Source organism: Sphingobacterium sp. UBA6317 (assembly GCF_002440385.1).
Taxonomy (GTDB): Bacteria; Bacteroidota; Bacteroidia; order Sphingobacteriales; family Sphingobacteriaceae; genus Sphingobacterium; species Sphingobacterium multivorum.
The window spans coordinates 23,720-39,363 of record NZ_DJTD01000027.1; the positions used below are offsets into that span (position 1 = coordinate 23,720).

Below are 15,644 nucleotides of genomic sequence, written 5' to 3' on the forward strand. Positions count from 1 at the left end.
AAGGCAGCATCTTTTTGTTATCGCTTTTTGTTGTATGCGCTTATTTTCCGCTAATAAAATCCAAAATATCCCTATTAATGGTCTCCGCTTCTGTAGTAGGCATTCCATGTGGAAAACCGGGATAGGTAATTAAAGTACCATTTTGGACTAACTTAGCCGCTCTTCTACCCGTTATATCAATGGGTACAATCTGATCATCTTCACCATGCAATACTAAAACAGGAATCTCGACTTTTTTAAGTTCTTCTGTAAAATCAGTTTCAGAGAACGCTTTGATACAATCATAGTGTGCCTTAATACCGCCCATCATCCCTTGCCGCCACCAGTTGTCCATCACGCCTTGCTGTACATTCGCTCCATCGCGGTTATAGCCATAAAAAGCGAGGGTAAAATCTTGAAAATACTGTTGTCTGCGTGTTGCAGTATTCAATCTTATTTCGTCAAAAACCTCCATTGGTACACCATCGGGATTTGTAGCACTCTTAGCCATGGTCGGGGTAACCGCACTGATCAATACAGCTTTTGAAACCCGAGAAGTACCGTGATTGGTTATGTAGCGAACGACCTCGCCACCACCTGTTGAGTGACCAATATGGATGGCATCTTTTAAATCCAATGCTTCTACCAATTGTGCAATATCCGACGCATAGGTATCCATCTCATTTCCCATTGCCGTCTGTGTCGAGCGACCATGACCCCGGCGATCGTGTGCGATCACACGGTATCCTTTTTCGAGGAAGTACATCAACTGCGCGTCCCAATCGTCGCTGGATAAAGGCCAACCATGATGAAATACGATCGGTTGTCCTGTTCCCCAGTCCTTGTAATAAATTTCTGTTCCGTCTTGAACTTTGAATGTTGCCATGATGAGTAGTTTAAGAATTTTATTGTTTACATGATATGTTAATTGGATTGCAATTCATAGTCCAACAAACATATACAACTGTATTTAAGCATATTAAAAAATTAAAAGTCAATTTAAAAACAACGATATTTCGTTATTTATACAACAGGTTCATTCGTTTTTACGATACGATCTATTATCCTGCAAGAGACTTCTCGTCGTGTGCTCACCTGTGTTTAAATAGTATTCATATATTCAGTTTTCACCTAATATTTGAACCAAATCTTCCGCTCCACCATCAAATTTCTGTCCATTAACAAAAAATGTCGGTGTCCCATTAACGCCGCTAAGCATACCACTTTCAAAATCGCCATCCACGCGATCCTGTAACGCCTCGTCCTGCAAATCAGATTTGAACTTCGACATGTCCAAATCCAGTTGCTCGGCGATATCCAGCAGCAATCTTTCACTCAGCAAGTTTTGGTTTTCAAAAATGGCATCATGCATCTCCCAAAATTTCCCTTGCAGTGCTGCAGCCTCCGCCGCCAATGCTGCGGGTTTTGCATAGGGGTGCATCTCCGAAAGCGGAAAATTGCGGAATACAAACCTGATCTGGCTTCCCAGTTCGGCCATCATTTCTTTTATAATTGGATGAGCTGCACCACAATGCGGACATTGGTAATCCCCATATTCAACAATGGTCAGATCGGCCTGGCCATTTCCCAATATATGGTCAGCATTGCTGACCTTCGGTTTCAATGACATAATTATTTTGATTTAAGATTCTCCAATGCTTCGATAATACCGTCTGCCCCCGGATTGACCGCAGTCGGAGACAGATAACTCCAAGCGATAACGCCCTCCTTATCAATCACAAAAAGTGCGCGCTTGCACTCCCCTTCCTCTTCATCGTAAACACCATACTTCTTGGCGACCTCGCCTTTAGCTTCAAAATCGGCTAAAAGTGGAAAATGCAGCTTTCGGGATTGCGCAAAGGCCATATGGCACCATTTGCTGTCAACGGAAATACCCATAATTTCGGCATCATATTTTTTAAAATATTTGAGCATTTCATTATATAAGGCCATCTGATCGCTACATACCGGACTCCAATCTGCCGGATAAAATGCCAATATCACATTATGCCCCTTAAATTCTGATAATCTAATTTTTTGATCGGGTGTCGCGTACAAGGTAAAATCAGGAGCAACATCATTTTCTTTTAACATATCAACGTCTTTAAAGTTTATCGACCATCTCAAGGTGCACAACCTTAAAATAGATGTGCATCATCTTTAAATAAAGCACTTAAAAGCTAAAATTGTTTTAAGGAAAAAATAGCTATCCACGATTTGACTACAATATCCGTTGATCTGCCTACATCCAAACTCGATCGATTAGCCACCTTTGTAACATCAATTTATTTAAAAAAAGAAATACATGAAATCACAAAAAGTATGGTTTGTCACTGGTGCTTCCAAAGGGCTAGGTCTCAGTCTCGTTAAAGAATTGCTCGCCCAAGGTTATCTTGTGGTTGCCACATCAAGAACAAAACAGGCCCTGGAAGATGAAATCGGCGATCAGGAAAATTTTCTGCCGCTTGAAGTGGACATTACCGATGACAAAGACGTTGCCCGGGCAGTACTCTCGGCCATTGATTATTTCGGAAAGATTGATGTATTGGTCAACAATGCCGGATATGGTCAGACCGGCACCCTAGAGGAGCTCAGTGATCGGGAAGCACGCCGCAACTTCGAAGTGAATGTCTTTGGATCACTTAATGCCATCAGGCATATCGCCCCCCATATGCGACGCCAACAAGCGGGACATATTTTCAATATAGCATCTATCGGCGGACTCGCAGGAAATTATCCAGCCTTTGGTGTTTATTGCTCCACCAAATTTGCTGTCGCAGGCTTTACCGAAGCCCTCGCTGTCGAAATGGAACCTTTTGGTGTACACACGACCTTGGTCTATCCCGGTTACTTCAGAACTGATTTTTTATCCGAGGGATCCTTACACACCGCAGCCAATCCGATCGCTGCGTACGTCACTGCCCGAGAAAACGAAGCTACCCATCTGCATCAGATCCATGGCAATCAGGCAAACGATCCCCACAAAGCAGCAACCTTATTAATTGAGTTAAGTACGCTCGCACAGCCCCCAGTTCATTTTTTAATGGGCGAAGATGCGTATGAGCTGGCAAAAAATAAGATCAATATGCTTATGACGGAGATCGAAAAATGGAAAAGTTATACCGTGTCAACAGCTTTCGAGCAATCCGTATAACAGCTTAGTTCAGTATAAGGAGCTTCCTAGGATATTTCACAATAATCAAATTAGAAATTCATTAAATTTACAACATGGAGAATACATTTCGCTTTCATTCGCTTTCGGAATTCCACAGCTTTTGCGGACTACCTAAGCCCGAACATCCATTGATGAGCTTGGTTGATTATAGTCAAGTACATTACCCCATAAATGACAGCAAATTGAATTGGATACAACATTTTTATTCGATCGGTTTAAAGCGAAATGTAAATGCCCGGTTCAATTATGGACAGCAGCACTATGACTTCGACTCGGGCATACTCACTTTTATCTCGCCCCTACAATTTCTACAAGTGGAGATCAATCAGCAAGTGCAGGCACAACCCAGCGGCTGGATTTTGTTGATCCATCCCGATTTTCTCTGGAACAGCGAACTGCCAAAACATATTCACTCCTACGATTTTTTCCAATATCAGGTCAATGAAGCGCTTTTTCTTTCGGACAAAGAAGAAGCCATCATTGTCGATATTCTGCAGAATATAGAAAAAGAGTATCAGTCCAATATCGATAAATTTAGCCGCGAACTCATTATCAAACAGATCGAGCGCTTGCTGATTTACGCCGAACGATTTTACGAACGTCAATTTATCACCCGCAAACGATCGACCCAAGAGCTGGTCACCAAGTTTGAGCAGTTACTGTCAGCACAGTTTCAGCAACACATACTTGTGGAGCATGGCGTACCAACCGTCAGCTTCCTGGCGCAGCAGCTCAATTTATCACCAAACTACCTGGGCAGTTTGCTGCGTATCTACACCCAACAAAACACCCAACAGCATATTCAGCATAAAATGATCGAGTATGCCAAATTAAGGCTAAGCACGAGTTCCCTTTCCATCAGTGAAATCGCCTATGAACTGGGTTTCGAACATCCACAGTCGTTCAGTAAAGTGTTCAAAAAGAATACCCAACAAAGTCCCGTGGAATTTAGGCAACAATTTCAGTAGGTTATTTATCTTTACTCCGCGTAATATCCCGCTACCCCAATGCCAATCGTCCAAAAGAACTTTGACTTTTTAAGGTCCTCCAGCAGCATATCCGCATTGTCTTCGTATTCGCCATCGGCTTTGATTTCCTCAATCTCCTCCTGAACATCCTCTTCAGTCATCTGTCTCCAGACGCCCACAGAGCTATTTAAAAATGTATAGCAATATCCCGCTTCGGCATCATCAACCTCACCCTGATTTTTATCCGTTAAGAGATTGACCAGTTCAGCTGCTTCGACCTGAAATGGATTAACACCATAGATATTGATTTCAGTTTTTTCTGGATAGGGTCCATTGATGCTTTCTATAAATTCCAATGTTCCCTGATCATTAAAATCAAGTCTCAATTCGAGTTCATCATAATAATATTGGTCGTCCAGCGCATCTGAAGGAGCACCAAGCACACCTTGAACTTCAGCACGGCCCGCACCAAGATTAACTTGACCAATACCTTCAATTTGAATCCCAACAAGTGGGATTAGTTCGATCTTTTTCATGCGTATTCAGTAAATTACAAAAAGGATACCTGCATAAATAACACGTGAACATCCGCTATCGTTTTATCCAATTATGAACATAGCTATAGCTTTATGCTGACATAAATTTAAACTAATTCCCATTAAATAATTATTAACATTTTTACCTTTTCTTACGATACTAAGCGCACATGATAATTCGCATACTCAGGCAATTATGACTAACTTTATGGATGCTTCAAAAATCCACCATTATGCAACAGACACTAGCCACATTAGACAGTTATATCCAAAATCTAAGACCTGAGCTGTATATCGATCTACAGTCCTCGTTATCGGCAGAAGAGTTTAGGGACCTTGAACAGCAATATGATATGGAGATACCTCAGAATCTTAAAGCGCTCTATCGCTGGAAAAATGGGCAACGCACAACAAGTTATGAAGTCTTTGTGAACAATTCGACTTTCATCCCACTAGGAGAAGCGCTGGATACAGCGCAGGAACTGACCAATATGATTGGTATGGACTTTGAAATCGAAAACTGGTGGAATGAGTATTTTTTTAGCCTAGATAACACCGGCGAATATCCCAAACGTTTTAAGGTGGGCTAACAGAAACTCATCGCCCTCATTTTTTTCTCTCGATGAATTTTTGAATTACACTCCTGTCGTTAAACATTACTTTTTTCACATAGTAACCTTTTCCACTAGAAGCCAGAGCTGCCGAATCTGCCGAAATGTAATTACAAAAAAAAGAAATCAGTTCAGGAGAAGCCTCATACACCAAATAATTCAGTCTTAAAGTTTTATTATCTGGATTCAAACATAATTGACATAAGGATTTTTCATGATCAAAAAACTCAATCTCTAGATTCGAGCAATAGTTATGTTTATGCCCTATATCATTCTTTTCAGGTTTGTACCGCTTTAACTTATCTAATTCATCGAGAAGAATGTCCCATTTCGCTAATGGAAAGGTATCATTCTTGGCCGCAAAAAAATCAACCGCATGATGTTTATAAGAATCACTCAAGTATCTTTCTTGACTATACTGTTCATCAACGAATTCTCGACTGAACAAAATCCGTAATTCCTTTTCCCGCTGTTTCTCTTTGGAACCACAGGATAAAAACAGAGGCAACATGCAATAAAGAGTAACAAAAATTAAATAAGTTCTTTGATTCATAATACTATTGGTCTTTACACTAAATCGAAGGAAACAATACATGCTGGTTTCAAATAACCTCATCAACAAGATGCCGACATTATGGAGATGCAAAATTTCATCCAGTTCCACACATTAATAAGTTAAAATCAAAAGATATACTGTTTTTATAAAAGGTAAAATAGGAATTTAAACGAATAGATAATAACTTTGGACAGATAACACACCGTCCATTATACGAATCAGACTTTGATGAAATCGAAGAAAACAAATCCTTGCGATCACTCCTGCCTTATGTGCCGTTATGTCTTACAAGATTGGCTCGGACAGATCGACCTTCATCGGAAGAATATCAAATTAAAAAAAGGTGAACAGTTTATCTCCGAAGGAGAATCCGTTCGGGGAATTTATTTCATCCAGTCGGGACTTGTCAAAGTTCACCGTAATCTGGGGGATAAAGAAACCATTGTACGATTTGCAAAAAAAGGAGATATCGTTGGCCATCGCGGAATCAGTACCGAACAAACTGTCTACCCTATTTCTGCAACAACCCTGGAAGTGTCACAGCTCTGCTTCGTCGAAATGCCGTTCTTCCTATCCACGCTACGCATTAATCCTGAGCTGAGCTACAGGTTGATGTTGTTTTTTGCCGACGAACTACATCTTTCTGAACAAAAGATGACCCGACTGACACAGCTCGCTGTTAAAAATCGCCTTGCCTGGAGCCTATTGTTACTTCACCGTTTTTTCAGCGAGGGACATAAGGATGGATATATTGGATTATCCCTAAGCAAAAAAGACTTGGCTTCCTACGTAGGCGCTACGTACGAGACCGTATATCGTACGCTGAGCGAACTTATCGAATTAGGAGCCATCATAATGGACAAAAAAGATATTTTTATTAAAAACCTCCAGCTTTTACAGGATCTATCAGAAGAAAACAATGGGGAGTTAAACTAGCTAGAAAAGCCAACGACTCCCCAAATCATATATTCCCTTAAAAATACATCACCTTAAAATTTAAAGCCCATACCGACTCCCAATCTCCATTTACCATCAGCAGCACTCGTTTTTGCGGTATAGAATGCTGGCAGCTGAATGGCAATATGTCGGAATACAGCCGTTAAACCAAATCCCAGAGAGGGCGTGATCCAGGAGTTCTTTGGCTTCCCCGATTCAACCTTATCTTCTTTCAGTTTTAAGCTAGGTAATAGACCAAGCAACAGGCAGCTTTTGGGTGCGAATATGTATTTCACAGCTGGCCCGGTACAATTGAAGTAAACACCCCGATCGACGTAGCCCGCTACCGCAATGCCTTCAAACAAACTGCCTTTTATTATTTTTTCCTGACTATAAATTCTATCGCCAGCAATCAGCAACAAGATTAGCGTCAATAGTTTTTTCATTTGATCCATAAAAATTCAATTTTGTGAAGTTGATACCTTTTCTTTTTGATGATAAGTATAATAGATAGCCATCCCCGTAAATAGAAGACCGCCAACAATGTTTCCAGCGGTTACGATCAGCTGATTACAAAGCCACCAGTCGGAGATCGTCACTTTTGCACCAAACATCATCCCGGCAGGGATCACAAACATGTTAACAACAGCGTGCTCATAACCTAATGCAAAGAATATAAAGATCGGAATACCCGCAGCTAGAATTTTACCAAGGGTAGACTTAGAAGTCATGGACATCACCACGCCCATACAGACCATCCAATTACACAGAATAGCTTTGACAAAAGCCGAAAACAAACCGGCCACACCATGGCTGCTGTATCCAAGGGTTTTCTTTTCACTGATCAGAATTAGGCTCTGTTCGATATTTCCGAGCTGGCTCGACTGCCCGGTCTCTGTGCTAGCCGCCCAGAACAAAATCGCAAAGAGCACACTGCCCAACAAGTTGCCCAGAAAAACCCAGAAAAGATTATTGGCCATCGCCTTAAAATTGATCTTACCTTCAAACCAGGCTAAAGGCACCAGCGAAAAGCTTCCCGTCACCAGCTCCAGACCAAGGATAACGATAATGACAAAACCCACCGGAAAAACAAATGCACCGACTAAGCTCAGTCCCGTCTGGGAAGTCGCCAATAGTGCGAGTGTGACAGAAATTGCCAATAAGGCTCCTGACAATGCTCCCCGTATCAATAGATCTTTGATTGGAAGCGTAGATTTGTAGATTGCGGTATTCATCATTGCACCAGCAACCTCTTTTGGGCTAATATAATCCATGGTATTTTTGTTTTAAAAGGTTTTAGATTCAGTTATTTATTAGCTTAGCTAAGCAGTCATTCCAATAAAAACACTTCCGTTTTCAACCTTCACCGGGTAAGTTTTAATCGCACATTCATCACCCGAAAGACATTCACCTGTGTCTAGGGCAAAGGTTTTTTTATGGAAAGGACAAGCGACTTTCGGCGTCTCACCCAAAGAGCCCAACATCCCGCGGCTTAAAATCATCTGCCGTTTGTGCGGACATTCATTCTGCGTGGCATACCACTCATTGCGGCGGGCAAAATAAAACAAGGCCACCTGTTCGTTATTCAATTTAAGACAGACTCCGCCGTTTTCAATGGCATCTTCAATCCGGCAAGCCTTCAGCCACTGCATGTCAATTTGCATATTCATATGATTTCAATTAAAAGGTTTAGTGATTCTATATTTAATAAGTATTGATGTTCCAATCTGCAGCTTTCTTCTGTCCGCGAAAGCTTTCGAAGCGAACAGTTTCATCCTTCTCCTCTGGTGCATTTACAAAATGAACAAAGCGTTTACGAATTTCCGGATCCTCCACAGCGACTTTCCATTCACAGCGATAACTATCAACAAGCAGCTGCATATCCTGTTCCCAGGAATCACCCATCCCCAGACTATCCTGTACCACAACATTTTTTAGATAGTCTATTCCACCCTCCATTTTATTGAGCCAGGTAGCGGTCCGTGTTAACGGATCCGCGGTGCGGATATAAAACATCAAAAAACGATCGATATAACGGATACAGGTTTCACTATCGATATCCGAGGCTAATAATAAGGCATGCTGCGGCTTACTTCCACCGTTGCCGCAAACATAAAGGTTCCAACCTTTTTCGGTTGCAATAATTCCAAAATCCTTACTCTGCGCCTCAGCACACTCGCGAATACAGCCACTAACGGCCGACTTGATCTTATGTGGAGCACGTAATCCACGATAGCGTTCCTCTATCCGTATCGCAAAAGAAACACTATCGTGCAACCCAAACCGACACCAGGTACTGCCTACACAGCTTTTAACAGTCCGTAGTGCCTTACCATAAGCATGTCCACTTTCAAAACCCGCAGCAATAAGTTCTTCCCAAATCAATGGCAGATCATTGAGATGTGCACCAAATAAGTCAATGCGCTGTCCACCCGTAATTTTTGTATATAACCTGTATTTCTTGGCCACCTCCCCAATAACGATTAGTTTATCCGGGGTAATTTCACCACCTGGAATACGCGGGACCACCGAATATGTCCCACCCTTTTGTATATTAGCCAGATAACGGTCGTTGCTATCCTGAGCCACATCATTACCCTTGCCAAGAATCATCTCGTTCCAGAGACTGGCAAGCAAGGAAGACACCAAAGGTTTACAGACTTCGCATCCATGGCCATGGCCCAGCACATCCAATACATGATCATAACTTTTGAGCTCGTGGATCTTGATCAGATCATAAAGCTCCTGACGGCTCAAATCGAAATGTTCGCAGATGGTACTCCGGATATATTTCCCTTGCTGTTTCATGGTGTAATTAACAAGGTCCTTAATCATCGGCACACAGCCGCCGCATCCTGATCCGGCTTTGGTACATTTCTTTACGGCGTCCGCATTTTCACAATTTTTAGTTGCTACAGCATCACAAATCTGTGCTTTAGAAACTCCTTCACAACTGCAGATTAGCGCCGCATCAGGAAGAGCCTCTAGACCAGAAGAAGCAGACCTGCTGTCACGCTGCTGGTCGAAAAGGAGAAGTTCTGGATGTTCTGCTAATGGGAGGTTATTGTTAACCATCTGAAGCAACATGTTGTAACTTGTCGCTTCCCCGACAAGTATTCCGCCCAATAGCCGCGTTCCATCTGTACTGACGTTTAGTCGTTTATAAATACCCTTATTACGATCCTCCAATAAGATCGTTCGAGCATAAGGTTCACTGATAAAAGGATCTCCAAAACTTGCCACATCAACTCCCATCAGTTTCAGTTTAGTGCTCATATCAAACCCTATAAAAGATTTTTCTTCTCCTATGATTTGAGCTGCCGCAATTTCAGCCATCTCATACCCAGGCGCCACCAGACCATAAATCATATCATTCACCAAGGCGCATTCACCGATGGCATAAACTGAAGGGTCTGAGGTCTGCATCTGTGCATTCACCAAAATTCCACCCCGTTCACCGACAGCTAGGCCCGACTTCTTGGCGAGTTCGTCACGGGGACGTATACCAGCCGATATCACCAGCAGATCTGTCGCCATGGAGGTGCCGTCGTTAAAGGCGACTCCTGTGAGGCGATCATCACCTAGCAGTTGACTTGTGGATTTTTGCAATAAGCAACGCAAGCCCAATTCCGCGAGCTTATGCTGCAAAAGCACACTGGCACTATCGTCGATCTGGCGTGGCATCAGGCGGGGAGCAAATTCAATCACAGCAGTTTCTTTTAGGCCAAGATCTAGGAGAGCTTTAGCCGCTTCAAGACCCAAAAGTCCGCCCCCCATGACCGTACCAGTTTTGACCTTTGCCGCATAAGCCTTAATCAACTCCAAGTCTTCGATTGTACGGTAGAGAAACACCCCTTCTTTCTCAATCCCAGGAATAGGAGGAACAAAAGGGGCAGAACCTGTCGCAAAAACCAAATAGTCATAATTTAATGTAATCCCTTTTAGAGACTTCACTTCCTTTTTCAAGAGATTTATAGCAATAACAGGATCATCTAAATGGATTTTTACATTATTCTCTATATACCACTCATTTTTTAGCAAAAAAAGTTCATTAATGGACGAAACTTTAAAGTAATCTGTCAAATGAACACGATCATAAGCTCGAATTGACTCCTCTGCGAATACAGTTATACCTAGGTTATTAGATTTTTGCTTTAATTTTTCACAAATCTTATTACCAACCATACCATTTCCGATAATAACAACATTTTTTCTATCCATAATCATAATTTTTATTGAAAAAAATCAATTTACACTTTCAATAACACTAATTTATGGAATAAAAAATCAAAAAAATCAAAATAAATATGATTTTTATAATATTTTTTCAAAAATAAAACATAAAAATTAACACAAAACATGATTTTAGTCATATTTTTTTAATACTTTTATATAAAATAAAAACAAAAAAAAAGGATATAATGAAAGAAATAAAGAAAAAAACCTTATTTATTGTAGGTTCTGGACCGGGAGACCCCGAATTACTTACCATAAAAGCTTATAAAGCGATAGAAAATGCTGAAGTGATCCTATATGACAACCTAATTAATCAAGAAATCCTTCAAATAGCAGACAAAAACTGCTTAAAACACTATGTTGGCAAGCATCCTTATGGAAAATACGTTCCTCAGGAAGAAATAAATGAACTTATCCTACATTACTGCAGCAAATTCGACAGGGTGCTACGACTTAAAGGTGGTGATCCCTATCTTTTTGGCCGGGGTTTTGAAGAATGGCTTACCGTGCAAAACAGATCCATTGACATCACCTATATTCCGGGTATCAGCAGCATGCAAGGCGCAGGCCTTCATAATATTCCATTAACACATCGCGGTGTAAGTGAAGGCGTATGGGTATTGACAGGCATGAAGAAAGATGGAACCCTTTCATCCGATCTGCAACTAGCGGTTCAGAGCAGATCTACAGTAGTTATCTATATGGGCATGCGTAAGCTCGACGAAATTGCACGTACTTATGTGTTACACGGTAAAGGAGAAACAACAGCCGCGATTATACAGCACGCAAGCTTACCTCAACAAAGACAAGTGCATTGCAAAGTCAAAGATCTCGTAAAAATAAGCAAAGAGTATAACATGGGACATCCAGCCATCATTATCATAGGCGACGTCGTGAATCTACAACATACATTGACACTGGCTACCGAAAAAAGGCACATCATCTAACGCTATCTGCCCGTCATTCTGCCGGACACAACAATACCACTTCGCAGCAGCACGTAAACAGAAGAGCTTGCCGCAGGGATGATTATTCGCTGAATTCGACCACAATACAAGGCCAAAATAGTCAGGCCGTCTATACAATCTGCAGATCCATATTTCTAAAGGGATTCAGTTCGGAATCATTGGAGTCCAGGTCGGTGATTAATGCCGTGAGCGAATCTATTGGACATACCCTAAACAGTTCCCCTTGATAAAGCTTATTCTGGCTGGCTAAGGCTATTGTTTTCTTTGCACATTGCACCATCATCTTTTTTGTTTCGCCATCTGCAGCTGACGTTGCCGATACACCGAGCTCAGGATCTACAGCACAAGTTCCCATAATAAAGATATCGGCGTTATATTTAGCAACTTCCATACAGGTTGTGATGCCTGAAGTTACAGCCAGATCGGGTTCAAAATTACCACCCAAAAAAATAAGTTCTACATTTTTGAACTTCTCGAGCAGCGGCACTATGGAAAAATTATTTGTAACCATCCGGATCCGGATATCCAATGGCATTGCATTCACTACGGCCCATGTCGTAGTGCCACCATCCACAAAAAGGGTCATGCCATCTTTCAGAAACGGCTGTACTTTTAATGCAATAATATCTTTTTCTTTGGTCAGAAACGATTGCCTATCCTGGAAAGTCAACGGATCTTTTTCGCGAAGCATAGCCCCACCCCTGGTCTTGGAAAGCAAGCCGTTCCGATAGAGAAGATCTATGTCGCGACGGATGGTATCTTCCGATACCGCCAACAATACCGCCAGTTCTTCAAATTTCACCTTCCTCCGACTCGCCAATTCGCGGAGTATTACCTCAAAACGCTCTTCTTTTAACATGCTATTACTTCCTGATTTTATAGATAAGGGCTACCACTAGAAAAAGTAAAGCTATTGTTTCGAAAGCAATGATCAAAGAAAAATGCTGTGCAATAGCACCCAAAAGCGCCGGTCCTGCCAGCTGACCTGCATAGCCCATGGTTGAAATAACCGGAATGGCTACTGTCGGTGAAAGTCCTTCAATCCGGCCACCCTCGCTAAAAAATACAGGGACAATATTGGCGGCTCCCAGTCCCAACAGGACAAATCCAACAAGTGTAACAGAAAGCCAGGGACTAAATACCAGGATCAAAATACCTAATGACGCCAATAGGCTCCCACCGATCACCACCACTTTACTATTCAGCTTGCTTACTAATCGATCTCCCTGCAATCTCATCACCGCCATCGCTACGGAGAAGGCCGCATATCCAATTCCCGTAAATTCCGGAGATACGCCTTTGTGATCCCGCAAGAATATGGCGCTCCAATCCAACATCGCTCCCTCCGACAGAAAGGCGATGAAACACATCAGTCCAAGTACCAGCACACTCCACCTGAGCCATTGAAATCTTTTTTTGGAAACCCGAGTCTCATCAATGTGGGAAAACTCGACAATGATTTCCTTTTCCTTATGGTAACCCAGCAGCTTTCGATATTGTAAGATCAATAGCAGTATTAAAAAGATAGCGATAGTAACTGCCGCATAAATCGGAATTAGCCCCATCTTTATCAGAAAACCCAAGCCGATCGATCCAAATAGGCCACCTACGCTGAACAGCCCATGTAAAGATGACATGATCGGTTTACCCATGGCATTCTGAACCTGCACACCATGTGCGTTCATAGCCACATCTATACTACCTATACTGCAGCCAAATATAAAAAGAACACAGGCCATCAAATAGCTATTTGTTACCATCAACAGAACAGGGAGCACAACGGCAGCAATTATACCTGAGATCAAAATCACTTGTCTACTCCCAAGTTTCCCGATAAAAAAACCAGAGAGAGGCATCGTTAATAGTGCACCACCACCCAAACACAGCAGTAAAAGCCCCAGTTCTCCATCGTTAAGACCAAGACGGTCCTTGGCGAAAGGTACCATCGGTGCCCAGCTTGATAGCGCGAGGCCACATACCAAAAACATAACCTGTGTCGCTGTTTTTGCCTTAATTATCGATTCGTTAATGATCGGTTTGTTCAACATTCTGATAAATTTTACATTGCAATATTATGCAAATTTGCATAATATTGCAATGTAATTAAATAAAAAGATTTGCCATGCGAATAGAACACCTCGCCCTGTGGGTCGATGACCTCGAGAAAATACGTGCTTTTTACGCCAAATACTTTGGTACTGTTAGCGGAGAAAAATACCATAACCCGAAGAAAGGGTTTTCATCCTACTTTCTTAAATTCCGCGAGTCAGACGCACGTTTAGAGATTATGAACCGTATTGATATCACTGCAGCAGCAGCTGACAGAATCCTGAGCAAAGGTTATACCCATCTAGCCCTAAGCGTCGGTGGAAAAGATGCTGTCGATAAGTTGACCGAGCAATTACGGTTGGATGGATATATTATCGAAAGCGAACCCCGTACGACGGGCGATGGGTATTATGAAAGTGTCATACTTGATCCAGAGGGAAATCCAATAGAAATTGTAGCTTAAACGAAAAAAAATAAAGCATCTCGATGGTGCTCGAGATGCTTTACCTTAATCCGTATGAAAAGAAAGTCCAAAAGGCCTATTTAAGGGATTCAATTACGATTTTTTATAACAGGGTCGATCCAGTAGTAGTCGTGGTCGGTATGGGAAAAGAACTCCATGGGGGTGACGTGACAATCAATGGTGTCGCTGAGCCCATCGTCGGTATAACTGACTACCTCTTCGGAGGGAAGCACCATACCGCTCATAATGGAACCATAGTCCAGGCAATGAAGATCCGACATCAGTACATTGACATGATTCGATACGACCCATTGTTCCATTTCTTCCTTACTGACACGTTTTACACGATCGGCCAAAAAGCGAGCTTCCTCCAGCTCTTTTTCAACGCTGTCCGGAAAAAATAGTAGTAAAAATGCCTCATACTTTTCAACGTCTTTATTTCGAATTGCTTCATTCCGTAGAAACAGCTTCTCGCCCATCTGTCCATACTGGTCCGCATATTTTTTCAGTTCCATCTGCGCAAGCTCCTGATCCGACCATTTTTGCAGCTCGGATAAGGCATACACCTCCGTACCTTGTCCGTCACAGCGGTTGAGGTATTCCCAGATATCGCCCTGCACAACTTTAGGTTTCTTCTGCTCCAGCACATTGTAGCCTTGGGCTATCCATGCGTCTATTTGTTCCCTTCTCATGTTCTGCTATTCTTTTAAAAAGAAACAACAGCGCAACTGCAATGGTTTGCTTTTTTCTATTTGAGATTCCGGGCTTTCAACTCCGCATCGACAGCCTTTTCATTTTTACCAAAATATTTATAGGCTAGGACCGCCAGAATCAGGGGAAAAATTGTCGGCCAGGTTATGCCTGCGACGAATACACTGTAGGCGGCTATCCCTAAACAAAAGCCAATGATCGATGCATTGATGATTTTCGTGGGTTTGGCTTTCTTCTTGAGAACCAACAACTCTTCATTACTGAGTTCATTTAATTTCTTTTCTTCCATCAGGTCTGTACTTTTATAGGTTAGTTATATTGTATGTTGATGCGAATATAATTATTTAAACGGATAGGAAGAAAATGAAAAATAATAGCGCAAAAAAATAAAAAAGGTCGGATGAAAATGGAACACCCGACCTTTTTAACTAAGTTACTCCTTACATGGATACCTAT

The 15,644-nt window shown here is 41.9% G+C and carries 19 protein-coding genes; 6 read left to right on the plus strand and 13 right to left on the minus strand.

Going from position 1 to position 15,644, the window contains the following annotated elements:
* Nucleotides 1-40: 40 nt before the first annotated feature.
* The 3 genes from B3E92_RS07790 to B3E92_RS07800 form a co-directional block, all read right to left on the minus strand.
* Nucleotides 41-865 (minus strand): alpha/beta fold hydrolase, encoded by an 825-nt coding sequence (locus B3E92_RS07790; RefSeq protein WP_286896052.1) that lies wholly within the window; start codon nucleotides 863-865, stop codon nucleotides 41-43.
* A gap of 234 nt (nucleotides 866-1,099) precedes the next feature.
* Nucleotides 1,100-1,609 (minus strand): DsbA family protein, encoded by a 510-nt coding sequence (locus B3E92_RS07795; protein ID WP_088160608.1) that lies wholly within the window; start codon nucleotides 1,607-1,609, stop codon nucleotides 1,100-1,102.
* A gap of 2 nt (nucleotides 1,610-1,611) precedes the next feature.
* The gene (locus B3E92_RS07800; RefSeq protein ID WP_286752985.1) at nucleotides 1,612-2,073 is read right to left on the minus strand and encodes a redoxin domain-containing protein; all 462 of its coding nucleotides are present in this window, start codon (nucleotides 2,071-2,073) and stop codon (nucleotides 1,612-1,614) included.
* Nucleotides 2,074-2,284: 211 nt separating this feature from the next.
* Here B3E92_RS07800 and B3E92_RS07805 point away from each other — a divergent pair, with 211 nt between their 5' ends.
* Both B3E92_RS07805 and B3E92_RS07810 read left to right on the plus strand, forming a co-directional pair.
* Nucleotides 2,285-3,133, plus strand: coding sequence for an SDR family NAD(P)-dependent oxidoreductase (locus B3E92_RS07805; protein ID WP_112373441.1), 849 nt, complete (start codon nucleotides 2,285-2,287; stop codon nucleotides 3,131-3,133).
* Nucleotides 3,134-3,207: 74 nt separating this feature from the next.
* Nucleotides 3,208-4,122, plus strand: a complete 915-nt coding sequence (locus tag B3E92_RS07810) for a helix-turn-helix domain-containing protein (protein ID WP_286896057.1) — start codon at nucleotides 3,208-3,210, stop codon at nucleotides 4,120-4,122.
* Nucleotides 4,123-4,133: 11 nt separating this feature from the next.
* On the opposite strand, the gene B3E92_RS07815 is transcribed toward B3E92_RS07810, so the two are convergent.
* Nucleotides 4,134-4,658: a hypothetical protein gene (locus B3E92_RS07815; RefSeq protein ID WP_286896059.1), complete on the minus strand. Its 525-nt coding sequence runs from the start codon at nucleotides 4,656-4,658 to the stop codon at nucleotides 4,134-4,136.
* A gap of 233 nt (nucleotides 4,659-4,891) precedes the next feature.
* Here B3E92_RS07815 and B3E92_RS07820 point away from each other — a divergent pair, with 233 nt between their 5' ends.
* On the plus strand, nucleotides 4,892-5,248 hold the full coding sequence (locus B3E92_RS07820; protein WP_286770166.1) for an SMI1/KNR4 family protein: 357 nt from the start codon (nucleotides 4,892-4,894) through the stop codon (nucleotides 5,246-5,248).
* Between the two features lie 16 nt (nucleotides 5,249-5,264).
* On the opposite strand, the gene B3E92_RS07825 is transcribed toward B3E92_RS07820, so the two are convergent.
* Nucleotides 5,265-5,822, minus strand: coding sequence for a hypothetical protein (locus tag B3E92_RS07825; protein ID WP_146752970.1), 558 nt, complete (start codon nucleotides 5,820-5,822; stop codon nucleotides 5,265-5,267).
* Nucleotides 5,823-6,053: 231 nt separating this feature from the next.
* On the opposite strand from B3E92_RS07825, the gene B3E92_RS07830 reads away from it, so the two are divergent.
* Nucleotides 6,054-6,761 carry a Crp/Fnr family transcriptional regulator gene (locus B3E92_RS07830; protein WP_286896061.1) on the plus strand — a complete coding sequence of 236 codons (708 nt, stop codon included), beginning with the start codon at nucleotides 6,054-6,056 and terminating at the stop codon, nucleotides 6,759-6,761.
* 53 nt (nucleotides 6,762-6,814) lie between these two features.
* Here B3E92_RS07830 and B3E92_RS07835 read toward each other — a convergent pair whose 3' ends face one another.
* From B3E92_RS07835 to nirB, 4 genes are read right to left on the minus strand one after another with little or no spacing between them, the layout of a single operon-like run.
* On the minus strand, nucleotides 6,815-7,216 hold the full coding sequence (locus B3E92_RS07835; protein WP_236560135.1) for a hypothetical protein: 402 nt from the start codon (nucleotides 7,214-7,216) through the stop codon (nucleotides 6,815-6,817).
* Nucleotides 7,217-7,222: 6 nt separating this feature from the next.
* A complete protein-coding gene (locus B3E92_RS07840) occupies nucleotides 7,223-8,035 on the minus strand; it encodes a formate/nitrite transporter family protein (RefSeq protein WP_286770168.1) in 813 nt (270 codons plus the stop codon).
* 48 nt (nucleotides 8,036-8,083) lie between these two features.
* Nucleotides 8,084-8,413 (minus strand): nitrite reductase small subunit NirD, encoded by a 330-nt coding sequence (nirD, locus tag B3E92_RS07845; protein ID WP_286767835.1) that lies wholly within the window; start codon nucleotides 8,411-8,413, stop codon nucleotides 8,084-8,086.
* A gap of 52 nt (nucleotides 8,414-8,465) precedes the next feature.
* The gene (nirB, locus tag B3E92_RS07850) at nucleotides 8,466-10,982 is read right to left on the minus strand and encodes a nitrite reductase large subunit NirB (protein WP_286896064.1); all 2,517 of its coding nucleotides are present in this window, start codon (nucleotides 10,980-10,982) and stop codon (nucleotides 8,466-8,468) included.
* Between the two features lie 200 nt (nucleotides 10,983-11,182).
* Here nirB and cobA point away from each other — a divergent pair, with 200 nt between their 5' ends.
* Complete coding sequence (gene cobA / locus B3E92_RS07855) at nucleotides 11,183-11,944, plus strand: uroporphyrinogen-III C-methyltransferase (RefSeq protein ID WP_286767837.1); 762 nt, start codon at nucleotides 11,183-11,185, stop codon at nucleotides 11,942-11,944.
* A 130-nt stretch (nucleotides 11,945-12,074) separates the two neighbouring features.
* On the opposite strand, the gene B3E92_RS07860 is transcribed toward cobA, so the two are convergent.
* Together B3E92_RS07860 and B3E92_RS07865 are read right to left on the minus strand one after the other, a co-directional pair.
* The gene (locus B3E92_RS07860; protein ID WP_115047512.1) at nucleotides 12,075-12,824 is read right to left on the minus strand and encodes a DeoR/GlpR family DNA-binding transcription regulator; all 750 of its coding nucleotides are present in this window, start codon (nucleotides 12,822-12,824) and stop codon (nucleotides 12,075-12,077) included.
* Between the two features lie 4 nt (nucleotides 12,825-12,828).
* Nucleotides 12,829-14,013 carry an MFS transporter gene (locus tag B3E92_RS07865; RefSeq protein ID WP_112373451.1) on the minus strand — a complete coding sequence of 395 codons (1,185 nt, stop codon included), beginning with the start codon at nucleotides 14,011-14,013 and terminating at the stop codon, nucleotides 12,829-12,831.
* 74 nt (nucleotides 14,014-14,087) lie between these two features.
* Here B3E92_RS07865 and B3E92_RS07870 point away from each other — a divergent pair, with 74 nt between their 5' ends.
* On the plus strand, nucleotides 14,088-14,477 hold the full coding sequence (locus B3E92_RS07870) for a VOC family protein (RefSeq protein WP_115047510.1): 390 nt from the start codon (nucleotides 14,088-14,090) through the stop codon (nucleotides 14,475-14,477).
* A gap of 89 nt (nucleotides 14,478-14,566) precedes the next feature.
* Here B3E92_RS07870 and B3E92_RS07875 read toward each other — a convergent pair whose 3' ends face one another.
* Both B3E92_RS07875 and B3E92_RS07880 read right to left on the minus strand, forming a co-directional pair.
* Nucleotides 14,567-15,169 carry a hypothetical protein gene (locus B3E92_RS07875; RefSeq protein WP_112373453.1) on the minus strand — a complete coding sequence of 201 codons (603 nt, stop codon included), beginning with the start codon at nucleotides 15,167-15,169 and terminating at the stop codon, nucleotides 14,567-14,569.
* A gap of 56 nt (nucleotides 15,170-15,225) precedes the next feature.
* Nucleotides 15,226-15,477: a hypothetical protein gene (locus B3E92_RS07880; protein WP_046674299.1), complete on the minus strand. Its 252-nt coding sequence runs from the start codon at nucleotides 15,475-15,477 to the stop codon at nucleotides 15,226-15,228.
* Nucleotides 15,478-15,644 lie beyond the last annotated feature (167 nt).

Bases quoted from the DNA above. Each gene is read 5' to 3' on its own strand.
- B3E92_RS07790 (WP_286896052.1), bottom strand. From the start codon at position 865: ATGGCAACATTCAAAGTTCAAGACGGAACAGAAATTTATTACAAGGAC.
- B3E92_RS07795 (WP_088160608.1), bottom strand. From the start codon at position 1,609: ATGTCATTGAAACCGAAGGTCAGCAATGCTGACCATATATTGGGAAAT.
- B3E92_RS07800 (WP_286752985.1), bottom strand. From the start codon at position 2,073: ATGTTAAAAGAAAATGATGTTGCTCCTGATTTTACCTTGTACGCGACA.
- B3E92_RS07805 (WP_112373441.1), top strand. From the start codon at position 2,285: ATGAAATCACAAAAAGTATGGTTTGTCACTGGTGCTTCCAAAGGGCTA.
- B3E92_RS07810 (WP_286896057.1), top strand. From the start codon at position 3,208: ATGGAGAATACATTTCGCTTTCATTCGCTTTCGGAATTCCACAGCTTT.
- B3E92_RS07815 (WP_286896059.1), bottom strand. From the start codon at position 4,658: ATGAAAAAGATCGAACTAATCCCACTTGTTGGGATTCAAATTGAAGGT.
- B3E92_RS07820 (WP_286770166.1), top strand. From the start codon at position 4,892: ATGCAACAGACACTAGCCACATTAGACAGTTATATCCAAAATCTAAGA.
- B3E92_RS07825 (WP_146752970.1), bottom strand. From the start codon at position 5,822: ATGAATCAAAGAACTTATTTAATTTTTGTTACTCTTTATTGCATGTTG.
- B3E92_RS07830 (WP_286896061.1), top strand. From the start codon at position 6,054: ATGAAATCGAAGAAAACAAATCCTTGCGATCACTCCTGCCTTATGTGC.
- B3E92_RS07835 (WP_236560135.1), bottom strand. From the start codon at position 7,216: ATGGATCAAATGAAAAAACTATTGACGCTAATCTTGTTGCTGATTGCT.
- B3E92_RS07840 (WP_286770168.1), bottom strand. From the start codon at position 8,035: ATGGATTATATTAGCCCAAAAGAGGTTGCTGGTGCAATGATGAATACC.
- nirD (WP_286767835.1), bottom strand. From the start codon at position 8,413: ATGCAGTGGCTGAAGGCTTGCCGGATTGAAGATGCCATTGAAAACGGC.
- nirB (WP_286896064.1), bottom strand. From the start codon at position 10,982: ATGGATAGAAAAAATGTTGTTATTATCGGAAATGGTATGGTTGGTAAT.
- cobA (WP_286767837.1), top strand. From the start codon at position 11,183: ATGAAAGAAATAAAGAAAAAAACCTTATTTATTGTAGGTTCTGGACCG.
- B3E92_RS07860 (WP_115047512.1), bottom strand. From the start codon at position 12,824: ATGTTAAAAGAAGAGCGTTTTGAGGTAATACTCCGCGAATTGGCGAGT.
- B3E92_RS07865 (WP_112373451.1), bottom strand. From the start codon at position 14,013: ATGTTGAACAAACCGATCATTAACGAATCGATAATTAAGGCAAAAACA.
- B3E92_RS07870 (WP_115047510.1), top strand. From the start codon at position 14,088: ATGCGAATAGAACACCTCGCCCTGTGGGTCGATGACCTCGAGAAAATA.
- B3E92_RS07875 (WP_112373453.1), bottom strand. From the start codon at position 15,169: ATGAGAAGGGAACAAATAGACGCATGGATAGCCCAAGGCTACAATGTG.
- B3E92_RS07880 (WP_046674299.1), bottom strand. From the start codon at position 15,477: ATGGAAGAAAAGAAATTAAATGAACTCAGTAATGAAGAGTTGTTGGTT.